Source organism: Billgrantia aerodenitrificans (assembly GCF_021404405.1).
GTDB classification, from domain to species: Bacteria; Pseudomonadota; Gammaproteobacteria; order Pseudomonadales; family Halomonadaceae; genus Halomonas; species Halomonas aerodenitrificans.
The window spans coordinates 10,264-29,960 of sequence record NZ_JABFTV010000006.1; the positions used below are offsets into that span (position 1 = coordinate 10,264).

Below are 19,697 nucleotides of genomic sequence, written 5' to 3' on the forward strand. Positions count from 1 at the left end.
TCAAGAACTCCACCTTTTTCAATATTCATTGAAAAATAAAGTGCGCCAGATAAGTCTGGCGCACTTTCCATGCTCAATAACTCCTGCTTACGAAGGGTTTGGATTCATGGCACCGGCAGTACAGTCTCATGTGTGTGCGGATGGCACTCACTACTTTCTAACAACTGCTCTTCTATCTGGGATAGCAAGTCGTCATCAGTAATGATGGAAAAATGATCCTTGGAGGTCTCAATGGAGCGCCTCGGCATACGGTCCAACTGGTTCGTCAGTGCCCCTTGCTCCACTTGCGGCCGTCCCGCCTCCCACCAGCAGTCCGCTTCGCAGCACAACTTCGGTAAGGTATCGGTCTGCAGAGAGAGCCGCTTCAGGTGGCGAGCCACATAGAAGATCCTGGCCAGTTCCTCACTACCCAATGCTGCATAACCCTCCCGTCCGTTCGCCTCATACGATGTCAGCAGCTTCTTCAGCTTAGTCGCAAGTTCCTCTACACTCGGTTCCTCGCTCCGCTCTTCATCATCGCGTTCCAGCATCTCGAGTGAGACTCCCGGCAATATCACCGATACGAAGCCGGCAAAATCTCGTAGCCAGCCGTCCTCGACTCGCCGCCCTGCCCCCGGGACATAGGGGTCCACCAATGCAAGCAAACTCACCCCTTGGCCCTGCTCCTCAAGACGTGCAGCGACCATGGCCGCCAATGTTCCACCTAGGGACCAACCCAGCAACCGATAGGGACCAACGGGCTGCAAGCGACGGATCGTCCCTGCATAGGCATCGGCCATTGCTTCCAGCGAAATGTCTAGATGCTGCGGATCGGTCAGCATTCGGCAAGGCAACCCGTACACAGTGCATTTACCTTGCAGACGTCGGGCCAACGCCTGGTAGTCGAAAACCGTTCCCATAACGGCATGGAGACAGAACAGCGGCGGCTGTTCATGACATTCGCCATTGAGCATGACAGTTCCTTCATGCAAGGCCTCTGTATGTCTACTCATGCCCAACAGGTGGGCAATGGTCGGCTTCTGCATCAAATCGCGTAACTTGAAGTCGAGCTTGGTTTCCTGCAGAGCCTGCGCATGGCTCAACACTTTCAGGCTCAGCAGCGAGTCTCCACCCAGCTCAAAGAAGTTATCGGTTTCTCCGACTCGCTCTACACCCAGCACTTCTTGCCAAATCGCGGCGAGTTGGCGTGCCTCTGGTGTGGAGGGTGGCACGTAATCTCGGACTTCTTCTAGGTGAGGCTTAGGCAACGTCTTGCGATCCACTTTGCCGTTGGCATTCAGCGGCAACGCTTCCAGTGTCACCACGACTGCCGGCACCATGTAATCTGGCAGGTGTCGGCCCAGTCGCTCGCGCAGCGAGGCGGTGTCGAGTTCAGCGCATGCTTCGGGAACGACGTAAGCCACTAGCCGTGCACTGCCCGGTCCCTCCTGGGCCACCACTACTGCCTCGCGAACCTCTGACTGGGAGAGCAGTTCTGCTTCGATCTCGCCAAGCTCGATGCGCAGCCCACGGATCTTCACCTGATGGTCGAGGCGTCCCAGGTACTCGAGCTGGCCATCCTCCCGCCAGCGCACCAGGTCGCCGGTACGGTAGAGACGTTCTCCGGCTGCAAACGGGTCGGCGACAAAACGTTCCGCAGTTAAATCGCTACGATTCAGATATCCTCGCGCCAGACTTACTCCGCCCAAGTACAATTCCCCCACCACACCCGGTGGCACCAGGTTGAGCTCGCCATCCATTACATAGGTGCGGGTACCGGTAATCGGTCGCCCAATGGGAATTTGTCGCTGAGCCTCGTCATGACACCACCAGGAAGTCACATGGATTGTGGTTTCCGTCGGTCCATACAGGTCGTGCAGGTTCGCCCCGTCGAGACGTTCCTGCACTTCCTGCTGAAGTATGGCCGGGACCGCTTCCCCACCACACATGATGTGCTTGAGCCGCGTCCTGGTCTTGACATCGGGATAGGCCAGGAACGCCTTCAGCATTGAGGGCACGAAATTGAGCGTGGTGACGCCGTGGCGCTGGACCAGCTCGATGATGCGCTCGGGATCTCGATGGTCGCCTGGCTGGGCGATTACCAGACGAGCCCCGACACTCAGTGGCCAGAAAATTTCCCATACCGAAACGTCGAACCCGAACGGCGCTTTGTGCAGTACGGCATCGGTATCGGTAAGCCGGTAGGTCTCCTGCATCCACACCATGCAGTTGGTCAAGGCCTCATGACGGATAGCGGCGCCCTTGGGCCGCCCGGTGGAGCCGGAGGTAAAAATCACGTAGGCGAGGTGTTCACCATGCAGTTCCACTTCTGGATTGGTTGATGCATGGTGCACGACTTCCAGACGATCCAGCTCGATGACACTCAGGCCTTCAGTCGACGGTAGTGCTTCACGCAGATACTGCTGGGTGAGCAGCAGCGCGATGCCACTGTCTTCGACAATATAAGCCAGCCGCTCGGACGGATAGTCAGTATCCAGCGGCACGTAGGCGCCACCAGCCTTAAGGATCGCCAGAAGCCCCACCATCATCTCGATGGAACGCTCCATGGCGATGCCCACCCGTGTCTCGGGTTTTACACCCAGGCCGATCAGATGGTGGGCCAACTGGTTGGCGCGAGTATTGAGTTCGGCGTAGCTTAGTGTCTGCTCTTCGAAAACCACTGCCCTAACGTCTGGGCTCGTCGCCACCTGGCGCTCGAACAGGCGATGCACGGGGTCGGTACCTGGATTGCGCTGGTGATTGAGCCCCCAGTCAACAAGCTGGCGACGTTCGGCTTCGCTGAGCAGAGCAATTTCGCTCAGTGCCTGCTGCGGAGCCGATTGCAGGCTGGCCACGATGCCGGCAACGGCAGCGCTCATGTAATCGCACAGCCGCCGTGCGCCGACTGAATTGCTGGCCTGCCCCACCAGTTGGAATCCACTCCGCATGTCATCTACTGACATCACGATCGGGTAATTGGTACGACCACGATTACCCAATACCTCCATTCCTTCCCACGCCCGCCTTGTGGAAGCTTCCTGCTGAGGAGCACTGTAACGATAGTTCAGCAAGGTCGAGAACAGTGGAGTTCCCCCAGGCAGTCCGCTACAGCGTTGCGCCAGGGCGAGGCTCGCATGCTCGTGGTGCAACAGTTCGGTCACCACGTCATGCGTCTGACGCAGGCAATCGGCCACACCTTTCACGCCCAGTCCGATGCGGACAGGTAAGGTGTTGATGAACATCCCCAGCGCCCTTTCGGCACCCTCGGCGCCTTGCATGCGCCCGAACAGCAGGGTGCCGAACACCACATCGTCCCGGCCCGTCGTCTTGCTCAGCACCAGGGCCCATGCCAGATGGAACAGGCTGGCCGTGCTCACGCCATGGCGCTGTGCCTGCTGTCGCACTTGCTGAGCCAACTCGGCCTCCAGCGGCATGCGCACTTCCTCTATGTCGCTGCCATCGCCGCGTACGTCCAGCAGACCGAACGGAGCAGTGGGCTCCTCCACGTCACCCAGCCGTTCTCTAAAGAAGGCTTCGTGCTCTGCCGGGCTTACGCCCAACCTTGCCTGCGCCACGAAGTTTCGGAATGGAAGCGGTTTGGGCAACTCGCCCTCTCGTCCTTGCTGGATGAGGGCGATCTCCTCCACCAGCAGCTCGAGGGTGGTGTGATCCAGCACCAGGTGGTGGCTGGGAAGTTGCAACAACCAGCGCCCTTGCTCGGCGTCTTGTGCCGCAATCGCCCGGACCATCGGCGCCTGGCGTACATCGATGCGGTACTGCGCAGGATCCACATGGGCATTCAGTCGTTCGGCCACGTTGCTCGAGGCATCGGCTTCTTCCCGTTCCAGCCACTCGATCTCCAGCAAGGCGTGTCGATACACCACTTGCACCGGCTCGTGGAGCCCTTCCCACAAGACCGCAGTGCGCAGGATGTCATGACGGGCAATCAGCTGGTTGAAACCGGCAATGAACCGTTCGAGCTGTTCCCGACTACCGAAGCCAAGCAAGCATGGAAGGACATAAGTGTCGCCCACTTGCTGCAGCCGGTGATGGAAAAGGATGCCCTCCTGCAACGGTGCCAGTGGGTAGATATCCTGGATATTGGACGCCCCGCCTGGTACCACGTCTTCTATCCGGTCGATTTCCTCGATATCCAGGTCGATCAGCGTCAGCATCTCCGGCTGGATCGACTGGCAGTTTTCCGGAATCCGATTGGGCGGTACGACGAGTTGCTGCCGCTCCGGTGCCTGAGACAGCGCCTTGGCGAAGGCCGCCAGTTCGGGCCACTGAAACAGGGTTCGAACTTGCGCCTCCAGGCCCCGGGCACGCAGGCGCTCGAGCACACCAAGTGCCAGAAGCGAATGCCCACCCAGTTCGAAGAAGTTGTCGTGGCGTCCCACGCGCTCGATGCCCAACACCTCCGACCAGATCGCCGCCAGCGCTGCCTCCACTTCGCCTTGCGGGGCGACATACGCCTCTCCACTGCCGAATTCCGGTGCCGGCAGCGCCTTGCGGTCCACCTTGCCATTGGGCGTCAACGGCAAGGCATCGAGCGTCACCATCACACTCGGCACCATATAGTCGGGCAGTTGTTGTCCCAGGCGCTCACGCAGTGCAGCCGTGTCGATCGCGCCATGCGGCTGGGCCACGACATACGCCACCAACCGGGCACCGCCCGGCCCGTCCTGGGTCACCACCACCGCATCGCGGACTTCTTCGACCTCCGCCAGCCGGGACTCGATCTCGCCCAGCTCAAGGCGCTGGCCCCGGATCTTGACCTGCTGGTCGACACGACCGGCGTACTCCAGCACGCCGTCGGCGCGATGGCGGGCCAGATCGCCCGTCCGGTAGAGTCGCTCCCCGGGCGCGTCGGCATGCGGATTGGGCACGAAACGTTCCGCCGTCAGGCCCGGCCGGTTCAGGTAGCCCCGCCCGACGCCCACGCCGGCGACATACAGCTCGCCGCACACGCCGCTGGGCAACGGATTCAGGTGATCATCCAGGACCAGAAGTCGGGTGTTGTCGGTCGGCTTGCCGATCGGTACCACGGGCGCACGCTCATCATCGTCGGCACGCAGCAGGTGCAGCGACACGTCATCGGCACACTCGGCGGGACCGTAGGCATTGACCAGCGGGATCGACGGATAGCGCGCGAACCATTGGCGTGCCAAATCGGACGTGGAGGCTTCGCCGGTGGGCAGCATCCAACGCAGCGCCGGTAGCTCGGCCGGGGAAGCGGCCAATAGGCTCTGGATCAGTGCGGGCACGCTTTGCAGCACCGTGATGCCGTTGTCGCGAACGTAATCGAGCAGTGCCCCCGGGTCACGCGCGACCTCGTCGGGGACGATCTCGATACAGGCACCACACAGCAGGCCCGCCAGCGATTGCCAGACGGAGATATCGAAACTCAGCGCGGCCGTTTGCGCGATGACATCGCGGGGCGACAGATCCAGATAGGGAATCTTGCTCAATTGGTTGTTGAGCATGCCACGCTGGCTGACCACCACGCCCTTGGGTTCACCGGTCGAACCTGAGGTATAGATGACGTAGGCGGCCTGATCGGGGTGCACCGGGATGGCGACATCGCCCTGCGGATCTTCCGCCGCGGCGAGCTCCTCGAACACGAGCATCCTCGGTGGGCTGGGCATGGATTCAAGTACAGCTTCGAGACGCGATGTTTGCTCAGCAGTGGCAACCAGAACCGATGCATGGCTGGACGCCAGCATCGCGGCGATGCGAGGGTCCGGAAGCCGGTGATCCAGCGCCAGGTACGCCCCACCGGCCTTGAACGTGCCCAGGATCATGCTCGGCAACGCCAGGCCGCGTTCGGCATGCAGCGCCACGACATCATCCTTCTTCACGCCGGCTTGCCGCAGCGCCTGGGCGATACGATTCGAGAGGTCGTCGAGTTCTTCATAGGTGAGCGTTTCTCCCAGGTGGCGCACGGCGACCCGGTGTGGCTGCTGGTGTACCTGGTCGCGAAACAGGTCGATATAGCCGCGCGCGAAGGGATAAGCGACCGACGGCCCCCGGCATTGCGCCAGTTGCGTCTTTCTCTCATCCGCCGGCAACACCTCCAACTCATGACAAGCCGCGTCGGGCTTGGCGATGATCTGCAGAAGCAGCTGACGGAAGCCGGCCAGCAGGCGCTCGACATCGGAACCGTCGAATTTGCGCGCATCGTAGGACAACTGCAGCTTCAGTTCCTCGCCGGGCACGACAACCACGGTCAAGGGATAGTTGGTATGCGTGCGGTTGCCCTTGACCGCCACCTGGAAATCCCGGCCTTTAACGGCCAGGCCCGCATCTATCGGCGCGTTCTCGAACACGAAGAGGCTGTCGAACAGGCTACGACCACGCGGCACTTCGCCCATTGCCTGGATATCCACCAGCGGCAGGTGCTCGTATTGGCGCATCTCCAGGTTCTTCGCCAGCAACTCATGCAGCCAGTCGAGAATCGACGTTTGTGGCGAGGGCAGCGCCACGCGCAGTGGAATCGTGTTGATGAACAGACCAACGGTCTCCTGGATCCCCTCCAGTTCGAGCGGACGCCCGGCCACCGTCACGCCGAACAGGATGTCGTCCGCCTGGGCAAGCCGCCCCAGCAGCAGGGCCCAGGCGCCCTGGACAATCGTGTTGACGGTGAGCTGATGGCGCCGCGTCAAGTCCTGCAATGCCGCACTCTCGGCGTGGGATAACGAGGCGAACGCATCGGCCACCGTGGCGACGCTGTCGAGTGAGCCATGCGGCTTCAGGTAGGGAACCGGCGTCACCGTATCGAAGTCGGCGAGCTCGCGTTGCCAGTAGTCACGTAGCGCGCCTTCATCCTGCTTCTGCAACCAGGCGATGAAATCCCGGTACGGCCGGGGCAGCGCCAGGTCGGTACGCGTCGCATGGCGATGGGTCGTGTAATAGTGGAAGAACTCGGTGAGCAGCAGGGAGCGGCACCAGGCATCCATCAGGATGTGGTGGAAACTCTGCACGAAATAGAAGAGGTCCTCCGCCAACCGGATGAGGCGCACCTTCAGCAACGGCGGGTGCTCCAGGGCGAAGCCTTCGTCGAGTTCCTGGCGCAACAGCGCCGCCAGGCGACGCTCTGCCTCGGACTCGTCGAGTCCGCTCCAGTCGAGGTATTCCACCGGTGAAGGGACCTTTCGATACACCACCTGCCACTGCATCTCTTCGGTTCGCCAGACGAACCCCGTACGCAGTATCTCGTGACGTTCGACGACGCGCTGCCAGGCTTGCTCGAAGGCATCCACATCGATCGACGAGGCGAACCGGTAGCGGTCCTGCATCATGTACATCCCGGAGCCCGGGTTGAGCAGGGTATGCAACAGCAGTCCTTGCTGCATCGGCGCCAGCGGGTAGAGGTCCTCGACGTTGGCGATATCCAATCGCAGGTCGTCGAGCTGCTTCTGACTGAGCCCAGCCAACGGGAAGTCCGAGGGCGTCGCACCCTGTGCGCCGCCGGTACAGTGCTCGATCAGTGCCTCTAGCTGCACTTGGAAGCTTGCTCGCAAGGCATGTATCTCTGCCTCGCTGTGAATCTCACGACTGTAATGCCAGTGAAAGCGCAGTTGGCCCTCTTGAACCCAGGCCACCACCTCAATCCAGGTACGGCGCTCACTTTGCGCCGCGCGGGGCTGCCCGGCGCTCTCTTTGGCGAGCCGCCAGGCCCCATCGCCCTGCAGGGAGCGGTCAAACTGGCCTAGATAATTGAAGGTGACCTGGGGGTAGGCACCGCCGACCAGCGCGGGTTCCTCTTTCAAATAACGCAGCACGCCGTAGCCAAGCCCCTTGTCGGGCACCTGGCGAAGCTGCTCCTTGATGGCTTTGAGGCTCGAGCCCGGTTCGGTACTGCCCGGCGTCAAACGCACAGGGTAGAGCGAGGTGAACCAACCCACGCTGCGACTGAGATCGATACCGTCGAACAGGTCTTCGCGACCATGGCCTTCCAGCTCGATCAGTACGCTGTCGCGCCCAGCCCATTGGCATAGGGCGCTCGACAGCGCAGTGAGGAGCAGATCATCCACCTGGGTGCGGTAGGCTTTATGCACCGGCCCCAGCAGTTGCGTGGTTGCATCAATCGATAAGCTGCCGGCAAGTGATGCGGTATCGGCAACGGTATTGCTGCCCTGGGGATTCCGTGCCGGCAAGCTGGGTTCTGGCGCTTTGACGAGGCCTTCCCAATAGGGGCGTTGCTCAGCCATGGCCTCCGATGTGGCGTAGTCGGCCAGAGCGCGTGCCCACTCATCTAGCGAGGTGGTCGCCGGTGGTAGGTCGATCGCATTCCCTGAACTTAACTGCGTGTAGGCCGCTTGTAGGTCGTCGAGAATCACGCGCCACGAGACGCTGTCTATCACCAGGTGGTGAGCCACGAGCAACAGCCTCCCGCCGCGCTCCCCTCCCAGTTCCATCCAGATGGCACGGAACGGCCGCGTCAGACTCAGGCTGCGCTGCGCAGCCTCGGCGGCCTGGGTGATGGCCTGCGCCGGACCCGCATGATCGCTTACGTCCACGTGCTCGAAGATATCGTCGGCTAGCTTGCCATAGGCTTGTTGCCAACTATCGCCCAGGCGCTCAAAGCGCAGCCGCAAGGCACCATGGTGATCTACCACTGTCTCGACTGCACGCCGTAGCACCGCAGCATCGACACCACTGGCCGCTTCCAGCATCAACGACTGATTCCAGTGGTGTGGCTCGGAGAAGTTCTGCTCGAAGAACCAGCGCTGTACTGGCAGCAGAGCAAAGGAAGCGACCTTTTCAGGCGCAGCCGCTTGTTTAGGAGCCGTAGCAGCCAGGGGCGTGGCCATCGCCGCCACGGCGGCGATGGTCTGCCCTTCCATCAACTGCTTGGGCGTTACCTTGTAGCCACGCTTGCGCGAGCGCGCGACGATCTGCAGGCTGAGGATGGAGTCGCCACCCAGTTCGAAGAAGTTGTCGTTGCGCCCCACCTGCTCGCAGCCGATCACCTCGGCCCAGACCGCTGCCAGGGTCTCCTCTGCCTCTCCCTGGGGCGCCTCGAAGGCCTTATCCTTACCGGCTTGCACTGGCTCGGGCAGCGCCTTGCGATCCAGCTTGCCATTGGCGGTCAGCGGCAAGGCATCCAGTCGTACCATGGCACTGGGTACCATATAGTCCGGCACACGTTCACCCAATTGCGGGAGTAACGCGGTGTCATCGAGGTCGCTCCCGTCTGCCATCACCACGTAGGCATACAGTTGCACACGGCCTTCCTCGTTTTCCCGCGCGATCACCTCGGCTTCCGAGACACCCGCCTGGTCGCGCAGCAGGGCAGCGATCTCGCTCGGCTCCACCCGATAACCACGAATCTTGACCTGCTCGTCCACCCGGCCCAGGAACTCCAGGCTACCGTCGGCCAGTTGACGCACACGGTCACCGCTGCGATAGAGCCGTTCCCCCGCATGGAAGGGGCTGGCGACGAAACGTTCCGCCGTTTGCCCCAGACGTTTCAGATAGCCTTGCGCCAGCCCTGGACCACCCAAATAGAGCTCGCCGGCAACGCCCTTCGGCACCGGGTTGAGCCAGGGATCGAGCACCCAGGCCTGAGCGTTGGCCAACGGTGTGCCGATCGGGAGCGTGCTGGCAGCTCGATCGGCCATGTCGGCTTGCTGGGTGAGAATGCCTACCGTGGTTTCCGTGGGACCGTAGTGATTGAGCACCCGGCAGGTTGGCTTGAGTTCGGCGATACGCGCCAGTAGCGCCCAGTCGGTCGCTTCGCCGCCCAGAATCAGGCGCTCGAGGGGAAGTACATCGGCCGGGTTGGCGGCACTCAGCAGTGCCCGCAGGTGGCTCGGCACGATCTTGAGCACATCCACCTGCTGTTCCCGCATATAAGCCGCGAAGGCATCCGGGTCGAAGGCGCACTCGGGGGAAATGAGGTGCAAGGTGCGCCCGGTGCACAAGGCACCAAACAGCACCGTATGCCCCAAGTCCGCCGCTACCGTCGACACCATCGCCATGTTGCGGGCATCCTCTGGTAGCGCCAGCGCCTCCAGAACGCCCTGCACGTAGTTGGCCAGGGCAGCGTGACTGACCGCCACCCCTTTGGGCTTGCCCGTGGAGCCAGAGGTATAGATCACATAAGCGGTCTGCTGGGGATGGATGACGGGTAGTTCTGGCTCAACTGCAGACGGAATATCATCGGTAAACGCCAGCGCCATGACCGGAACGTCAGCGTTCCAGTCACACGCCATACTGCTCAGCATTAAGCGAGCGCCGCTGTCAGCCAGTTGATAGGCCAAGCGCTCGCTCGGCAGCTGTGGATCCAGTGGCACGAAGGCCCCGCCCGTTTTGAGAACGGCGAGAATACCGAGTACGTACTCGCAGGAACGCTCGGCGTGGATGGCAACACGCGCCTCGGGGCCAACGCCCTGTGCGATGAGTGCCTGTGCCAGACGCTGGGCCTGGGCATCCAGTTCGGTATAGGTCAAGCGGCTAGCATCGTCGCTCACCGCCGGGCCATCCGGTGATTCACGAACCATTCGCTGCCATAGAGTCAGTACGGTTGTATCCTGCCACGACCTGTTCACCACCGGCAGGCCGAGTTCCGCGTCTTGCGAGTAGACGTCGCACAAGCGACTTTCTCGAGTGCTTTTTTTCCATTGGAATTCATTCAGGAGAGATTCGAACTGGTGTGCCAACAGGCCAACCGTTTCCTCGCTCAACGCGTCGGGGTCATACAAATAATCCAGGCTAATTCCGCTACCTAGCTTGACGCGAAGTGTCAGGGGATAGTGATTTCCGCTATCGCTCTGAATTGACGAAAACGACAATTGTCGTTTATCCGACTCGAGCAGAATCTCATCCACCGGGAAGTTCTCGAATACCACGATATTGTCGAACAACCCTTGGCTTCCATTTCCGGACCAGCGCTGAATTTCATAAAGCGGCGTATGTTCGTGTTCCCTCGAGGCTAGATTTCCGGCCTGCAGCTCACGCAACCAGTCACCCAAACGCATATCTGGTTTCAATGACGTGATGACCGGCAAGGTATTGATGAACAGCCCCAAGATTTCATCTGCACCATCCAGATCCGCGGGGCGGCCCGCGACCGTAGCGCCAAAGGTGACCGTCTGCTGGCCGGTAACACGACTCAGCAGCAAAGCCCAGGCGGCTTGTAGCAAGGTATTGAGCGTTACTCGCTCGTGACGCGCCACTCCTTGCAGCCAGTCGACATGCTGGCTATCGAGTTCGCTGCGATATATCCCAGGCTCCGTTGCCGAGCCGGTGGCAGCGGGCAAGGCTTCGACCAGGCGAGTCGGCTCTTCTACCTGTCCAAGCCGTTCACGCCAGAAGGATTCACTCGCCTCGACATTGCGCTCTTCCAACCACTCGATGTAATCGCGATAGCGGCCGGCGCGTGCGGGCAAGGGAGAACCCTCATAATGCCGAATGACCTCTCCCAGCAATTGAGCGCCACTCCAGCCATCCAGCAGTAGGTGATGACTCGTCCAGATCAAGTGGTGACGTGTCTCGTCGACTTTCACCAAGGCCACACGCATCAAAGGTGGCTTGGTCAAATCCATAGCGCGATGTTGCTCCTGGGCCAGGTCGTCAAGCTCCACCTTCTGGCTCTCTCGAGCTTGCCAATTCTCCTCGAACCAGGGTAACTCGGCCCGTCTGGCAACCCACTGCAGCGGTGTATCGTCCTGACTCAGAAAACCGCTGCGTAGGATGTCGTGACGTGCCACCACCGCTTCCCAGGCCGCCTTGAAGCGGCGTGGATCAAGGCCATCGATATCCACCCGCAACTGGTTGAGGTAAGCGCTTCCATGCACGTCGTATAAGCTATGGAACAGCATGCCCTGCTGCATCGGTGACAGCGGGTAGAGATCAGCCAGGTTGTCGAAATCGAGTGGCAGACGGTCCAGGCGTTTCTGGCTGATGGCCGCCAGCGGGAAATCCGAAGGCGTCGCCCCGTGTACGCCACTGGTACAGTGAGCTACCAGCTCCTCCAGCTCTCGCTGGAAACAATCGACCAGAACCTGCACGGTGGCATGACGATAGCGCGCCTTGCTGAAGCGTACGTTCAGCGTCAGTTTCCCGTCGTAGACCTGGCCGTTGATCACCAGCTCGTGCTGCTGTGGAGCATCGCCATCGAAACAGGTACCGGCGCTTTCCCGGGCAGGGGTCCAGAGCGCTGCGTCGTCGAAACTGCCGTCGAATTGCCCCAGGTAGTTGAACACCACCCGGGCCTTGGGCAGGGCGCGCAGCGCTTGCCGCTGCCCAGCACTGCCCAGGTGCTTGAAGACTCCGTAGCCAAGCCCCCTGTGCGGCGTCTCACGCAGGCCCTCCTTGACGCGCTTCAACGCCTGTTCCAACTCCCCTTGGGGCGCGAGCACCACGGGGAACAGGCTGGTGAACCAGCCTACGCTGCGCGATAGGTCGATGCCCTCGAACAGGTCCTCGCGGCCATGACCTTCCAGGTCGATCAATATCCGTTCGTGACCGCTCCAATCGCATAGCGCCCTGCCCAGGGCCGTCAGCAGGATATCGTTGACCTGGGTGCGATAGGCCGTCGGCGCCGCCTTGAGCAGCGCCTCGGTACGGGCTTCGTCCAACTGCAGTTGGATACTGGTTTGCCAGGCACTGGTATTCTCACCGTCCGGTTCGTCGCAGGGTAGCTCGACGGGCACCCCGGCCAGACGCTGCCAATGGCCTAGTTCATCGCCATGGGTCTCGGCATAGCCTTGCAAGGCCCCGGCCCAATCCAGCAGGCTGCTGCTCTTTTCTGCCAGTTCGATGGCCTGCCCAGTCCGCACCTGGGAATAAGCCGCCCGTAGGTCGTCGAGCAGGATGCGCCACGACACGCCGTCCACCACCAGGTGATGAATGGCCAGCAGCAGTCGCCAGCTCCCATCGTCCACCTCGATGGCCAGTGCTCGCAGCAATGGCCCTTCGCTAAGGTCCAGGCTGCGCTGAGCGCTCTCGCACAAGGCTTCGATCTCTGCGGCATCGCTGGCCTGGCGCACCCATAGCAGTTCCTGCTCCTGGACATCCGCCACTTCCGAATAATGCTGCCGCCAGGCACCGTCGGCATCCTGCCAGTAACGCAACCGCAGACTGTCATGATGCCGGACGAGCGCACTCAGCGCCTGCGACAACATCTTTGTGTCGAGTGCCTCTCGACTATGCAGCAATACCGCCTGGTTCCAGTGGTGACGTGCCGGTATCGCCTGGGCAAAGAACTCAGCCTGGAACGGCAACAGCGGCACTTCGCCTTCGGCACTACCGAAGCTCGAGGCCAACGTCTCGCTCGTCGCCTCGGCCACCTCTGCCAATTCGGCCACGCTCTGACGTTCGAACAGCTGGCGGGGCGTAATCTTCCAGCCGGCCTGGAGAAGACGCGAGACGATCTGCAGGCTGAGAATCGAGTCGCCACCCAGCTCGAAGAAGTTATCGTGGCGGCCCACTCGTTCAACGCCAAGTATCTCTGACCAAATGTCTGCCAGTGCTTCTTCCACCTCGCCCTGCGGCGGCGCGTACTGCGAGCCACTGGCCAACTCCGGCTCGGGCAGGGCCTTGCGATCCACCTTGCCGTTGGCATTCAGCGGCAGTGCCTCGAGGGTGACCACGACGCCCGGCACCATATAGTCCGGTAGCTTCTGCCCCAGTGCCTCACGTAGTGAGAGGCTGTCGAGTTCACTGCCGGCCTGGGGAACCACATAGGCTACCAACCTAGCGCCATTGGGGCCTTCCTGGGCGACCACCACTGCCTCGCGAATCTCTGGCTGAGAGAGCAGCTCAGCCTCGATCTCACCCAGTTCGATGCGCAGACCGCGGATCTTCACTTGGTGGTCGAGGCGTCCCAGGTATTCGAGCTGGCCGTCTTCCCGCCAGCGCACCAGATCACCGGTGCGGTAGAGGCGTTCTCCTACGGTGAGTGGGTCGGCGATAAACCGCTCTGCGCTGAGGTCAGGGCGGTGCAGGTAGCCCCTCGCTAGACCAACACCGCCGAGGTAGAGCTCACCCGCTACCCCGGGCGGCACCAGGTTGAGATCGCCATCCAGCACATGGGTGCGAATCCCGGCGATCGGCTGGCCGATAGCAACCTGGTTGCGTCCATCGTCTTGGCATGTCCAGTGGGTAACGTCGATGGCCGCTTCGGTGGGGCCATAGAGGTTATAGAGCGCCGTGTGAGGCAAGCGAGCAAATACTTGATTCTGCAGCTCCGCCGGTAGCGCTTCGCCGCTGCATACCACACGCGTCAGACTCGTACAGGCTTCTACCTCGCCATGCGCCAGGAAGGCCTGCAGCATCGACGGCACAAAGTGCAGCGTGGTGATCTTGTGGGTACGGATCAGTTCGACCAGCCTCGCCGGCTCGCGATGCGCCCCCGGTGGGGCCATCACCAGCTGGGCGCCCTGCATCAGCGGCCAGAAGAATTCCCACACCGAGACGTCGAAGCTGAACGGGGTCTTCTGCAATACCGCATCGTCGGCCGTTAGCCGGTAGGCATCCTGCATCCACGCCAGGCGGTTGCTCAGCGCGCGATGGCGGTTGGCCGCGCCCTTGGGCCGCCCGGTGGAGCCAGAGGTGTAGATCACATAAGCAAGATTCTCACCGTGCAGCGCCACGTTCGGGTTGGCCGACGCTTGATGCGTCACATCCAATCGATCCAGCTCGATAACGCTAAGGCTCTCAGTCACCGGCAACGACTCGCGGAGATGCTGCTGGGTCAGCAGCAGCTCGATGCCACTGTCTTCGACCATATAAGCGAGCCGCTCGCTGGGGTAATCCGGATCCAGCGGCACATAGGCGCCGCCGGCCTTGAGGATGCCCAGCAGCCCCACCACCATCTCGATGGAGCGCTCAGCAGCGATCCCCACTCGGGTTTCGGGTCTTACTCCTAGCCCGATCAAATAGTGGGCCAACTGGTTGGCTCGGGTATTGAGTTCGGCGTAGCTGAGCGACTGATCTTCAAATACTAGTGCCTCGGCCTCTGGGGTTGCCGCGACCTGGCGCTCGAACTCGTGGAAGATGGGCTCAGTAGACTCACTCGTCGCCTCGCGGCTGCCCCAATCGAGCAGCAGGTCTTTCTCGGCATTGCCAGGTAGTTCGATCGAGGAGAGCCGGGTATCTGGCTCCTCCAGCAGGATTCCCAGCACCTTCTGGTAATAACCAATCAGTCGCTGGATGGTCTGCTCCTCGAACAGGCCGGTATTGAACTCCAACGTACCAACCACTTGCTCCTGCTCGATAAGCATATCCAGGGATAGCTCAAATTTTGCACTCGTTTGTGGAATGTCGATCAGTGCAGCTGATGTCCCCTCCAACGCGAGCGCTTCGTCCTCTGACTTGAGCTGGAGACCGAACATGACCTGGAACAGCGGCTGCCGAGTCGGGTCTCGCCTAGCCTTCCGCTCTTCAAGCAATATCTCCAGTGGCATATCGGCATGGTCGAGAGAGCCCACCACATCTTTCTTGATTTGGCGACATACCTCGCCCAGGGACAGGTCCGGCTCCACTCTCGCCCGAAACGGAAGCGTGGTAATGAAAAAACCGACGACGTCTTGGAACGCCTCCTGCTGTCGGCCAGAGGATGGCACACCGATGGCAAAATCCTGCTGCCCACAATAGCGAGACAACAAGATTTGCCAGGCGGCGAACAGCGGCACGAAGGGTGTGAATCTTTCGCGCTGACAAAAGGCTTTCAGGGAGTTGGCGAGACGGCCTTCCAGCACAAAACGTTGCGCATCGCCAGTGAACCCGAGCCGCTTGGGATAGGCATGATCCGTCGGGATATCCAGCGGGGGAACATCATCGCCAAGATGGTCGTTCCAGTACGCGAGCTCCTTGTGAAGGGCGCCCGCTGCCACTCTCTCCTGCTGCTGTCGCGCATAGTCGCCATACTGCACTGACAGGCTCGGAAGCTGAATATCGCCGTCCTGGTGCAAGGCCATGCGATAGGCATCGCTTAGATCGGACTCGATGATACGGTTGGACCAGGCATCCGAGATGATGTGGTGAAGACAGACGACCAGAACGTGTCGGCGCTCCTCCATCCTGATCAATCGAGCCACGAGCAGCGGTGGCTTGCCAAGATCGAAGACGTGCTGCGTAACGCTGTTGATCGAACGCGCCAGCCTTTCGTCCTGCTTAGGCCCATCCAGCCCAGAGAGGTCTTCCCTATCAAGGGAGAACGGAACATTGGAGAGTGGTATCTGCAGTGGTACGCCAGCACGCTCGAAGAATCGCGTTCTCAGTACCCCATGGCGCTTGATCAACACTTGAAAGGCGCGCTCTAGCGCCCCAGCATCTACGCTTCCGGTTAGGCGATACGCGCGCGGCTGGTTATAGGCGGTAAGGTCCGGGGAGTAACGGTATAGGAACCAGAGCTGCTGCTGCGAGTATGACAGGGGGAACCCATTACCTGCTGAGGGCACACTGTCTCGCACCGCCGTTTCATTATCTGGTGCTGTCAGACCTGGTGAATGAACTGCTTCCTTCATGAATTACCCCTCTTCCTGAACCGTATTGCGAATGGTGTTATCGAACGGACTTGGCATCTCAGTGGGTATCGAGCTCGGCTAGCCCGCCTTCGCGCGCCTCCGAATCGCTCTCACGCAGCACACTCCCCAGCTCAGCAGCGGTGGGGTGGTCGAACACCACGCCGGGGGCTATCTCGACACCCAGTTGTTTACGGATACGGGCCACTAGCTTGATCACCAGCAGGGAGTGCCCACCCAGTTCGAAGAAGTCTTGGTCGATGCCGATCTCCTCGCGCCCCAGCAACTCGGCCATCGACTGGCACAGGGTGGCTTCCACGGCATCCCGCGGTTTCGTCAGCGGTCGTTGCTCACCTGCTTGGTGAGCAAGAGCGTCCAGCGCTTGGCTATCGACCTTGCCATTGCCCAAGCGGGGAAAATCCTCGACGTGGATAAAGCGAGAAGGATGCATGGGCTCGGGCAGGCGTGTGGCCAACTGCTCGCGAAGCCGGGCCTGGCCTTCTGCGGACACGGCCTCGGCATCCGCCACAAGAAACGCCACGAGCTCCTGCCCGTTGCTGCCGCAACCGCTCAGACGCACCAGGCTCTGCTTGATCCCTGGTTGGGCTTGCAACACGCTTTCGATTTCCGCCGGTTCGATACGAAAACCGCGCCGCTTGATTTGGTCGTCGGCTCGTCCGATAGGCCTTATGCCACCCTCGGGCAGCACGCACACCAGGTCGCCGGTGCGGTAGAGCCGTTCACCGGGCATGACGGGATCCTCGACGAACGCTGCCGCAGCGTGATTGAGATAGCCGCGGGCCAGTTGGGCGCCACCCAGATACAGCTCCCCTACAGCACCGGCAGGCGTTACCCCCAGGTCATCGTCCAGCACCCGACAGCGACAGTTGGGCAACGCCTGGGTGAGTGGCAGAGGGCCGCCCATATCGTGAGACAGCGATACCGGGTGCACCAGGACGCCGACGGTCGCTTCCGTGGGGCCGTAATGGTTGTATAGCTGGATCTCGGACGAGAGCTGCGCGATGCGAGAAAGCAAGGCAGGCGAAGCCGCTTCACCGCCCAGTATCAGGGTGCTGGGCAGGCGCGGGGCGTCGCTCTCGAGCAAGGCCTCTAGATGAGACGGCACGATCTTGAGCGCATCGATGTCGGTCGCTGACATAAAACGCGCAAAGCCCTCTCCATCCTGCATGTCGTCAGGCCCGGCGATCACCAGGCGGGCACCATTGAACAAGGCGCCGAACAGTGCCGTATTGCCCAGGTCAGTGGCCAACGACCCCGTCAGTGCCCAGCGCTGGCATGTCGAGAGGTTCATGGCCCTGGTGGCAGCGGCCACATAATTGAGCAGTTGGGCGTGCTCGATCATCACGCCTTTTGGGGTGCCCGTGGAGCCTGAGGTATAGAGGAGATAGGCCACGTCACCCAGGCCTGGTTCTGGCAGTGATTCTGCGCTGTCGGTCTCTTCCACCGCTTGTGGCAAGCCCACGCAGGGGATGCCAGGAAGGGCGAACGCTGTGGATTCCGCCTCGGCATTTTCAGCGCTCACCACCAGCGCGGGCTGGGCATCCTCGAGCACCTGCCGTTTGCGGGCGGTGGGCCACTCAGGATCGAGCGGTAGATAAGCGGCACCGACACGCCATACGGCCAGTAGCAGCACGACGGCATGCGTGGAGCGCGGCAGGTCGAGTGCCACGTAGTCACCACGCTTGACGCCCTGGCTACCCAACCACCCCGCGATATCATTGACGCGGGCGTGTAGTTGGGCATAGCTCAGCGTGGTGCCCTGCTCTTCGATAGCGATGGCGTCAGGTGTTGCGTCCGCCCATGCGGCAATATGCGCCGCTACGCTGCGTTCACCAACATCGAGTGTGCCCCCCTCGAGCGCTGGCGCCTGCTGCTGATCAGGAAAAATAAGCGGTACCGAGCGTATCGTCTGCGCAGGGTCGGCCAGCCCTACCCTGAGCAACAACTGATACTGGTCCAGCAGGCACTCGGCGACCGCTCGGCTGTAGCATGAGGGGTCGGTGTAGAGCGTCGCCACTGCACCGTGCTCACTGCGGCCAATATGCAGGATGAGTTCGAATGGAGACGAGGGCCCAGGCAGCGCCCGCAAATGCCAGCGTACCTCCGCGGCATCGTGATCCCTCGCCTCGCTGGCAAGAGCGAACCCTGCTGCTAGGTGACGCTTATCGGATAGCGCATCCACCGGCCAGTACTCCTGGGCCTGTATGTGCGCTTCGAGTTGTTCGGATAGGCGCACGATCCAATCGGAGAAGCCGCGATCCATGACCCCGTCAACCAGCACCGGCAGGACTTTATCGAAGAGGCCAATCGCCCCCTGCATCACCTCGTAATCCTGCCGGCAGTCGTGCTGCCAACCGCCCAGCGCGCACTCGCTGCCGCTGATCCTGGCGAGTAACGCCCACCAAACCGCCTGCAGCACAGCCTCTGCGGATACCTGAAGCTCGTCGGCCAGGCCATCGATGCGCGCGACCAAGTCGGGTTCGAGTGCCCAGGCCACGTGCTCATACGCTGGGCTCGATGCAGGCTGGCCCAAGCGCCTGGCAGGCAGACGCCACGCCCCCGCTTGCTCAGCGCCTTGCTGATGCGCCTGCCAGTACTCACGCCCTTGTTGGGCGTCTTCGTCACTTTCGAGGGACGCACGCCATTCGATGAATTGGGAATACTGCAGCGCCGGCTCATCATCGGCGGCGCCGCCCAGGGCATAGGCATCCGGTAGCGCCGAGAACAGCGCTTGCAGACTGCCACGATCCGCTGCCAGCGCCGAGACTGCCAGGAGCAGTGCCCATGCGGTGTCACCGGTTCGCAGCAGTGCCGGGCGAAGCAGCTCGCCGTGCTCGACGGCCAGGGGGTGCTGGCGAAGCGCCTCGGCATGCTCGTCAAGCCGTGTTTCCTTATCATCGCGGCCGCGCAAGTCCTCGTGCAGCCACTCGATATCAGCAAGGGCGTCGAGTGCCTGATGCCTCAGCCCACGGTACCCCGCTACCTTGCAAAGCGCCGTTGACAGGGCTTCGTGCTGCAGCCTGAGATCGCTCAGTGTGCGCTCCAGCCGCGATACATCCAGCGCCCCCTCAATATCGATCGCCATGATGTGGACTTGCGGCGACGCCATCGCTGAGGCGTCACCTTCCTGGGTATCCAACGCCGTCAGCACCGCGTGCTGTTCAGGGCTCAGCGGCCAATGGGCCAGGTCCGGCCGTTCGGTTATCGCATTCATCGATTGAC

At 61.5% G+C, this 19,697-nt stretch carries 2 protein-coding genes; both read right to left on the minus strand.

The genetic code is table 11. The features are described from left to right. Nucleotides 1-104: 104 nt before the first annotated feature. The gene (locus tag HOP59_RS12230) at nucleotides 105-16,457 is read right to left on the minus strand and encodes a non-ribosomal peptide synthase/polyketide synthase (RefSeq protein ID WP_234254125.1); all 16,353 of its coding nucleotides are present in this window, start codon (nucleotides 16,455-16,457) and stop codon (nucleotides 105-107) included. A gap of 58 nt (nucleotides 16,458-16,515) precedes the next feature. Continuing rightward, complete coding sequence (locus HOP59_RS12235) at nucleotides 16,516-19,689, minus strand: non-ribosomal peptide synthetase (protein WP_234254126.1); 3,174 nt, start codon at nucleotides 19,687-19,689, stop codon at nucleotides 16,516-16,518. Nucleotides 19,690-19,697 lie beyond the last annotated feature (8 nt).

Excerpts from the sequence above, each read along its gene's own strand:
- HOP59_RS12230 (WP_234254125.1), bottom strand. The coding sequence starts at position 16,457 with ATGAAGGAAGCAGTTCATTCACCAGGTCTGACAGCACCAGATAATGAA.
- HOP59_RS12235 (WP_234254126.1), bottom strand. The coding sequence starts at position 19,689 with ATGAATGCGATAACCGAACGGCCGGACCTGGCCCATTGGCCGCTGAGC.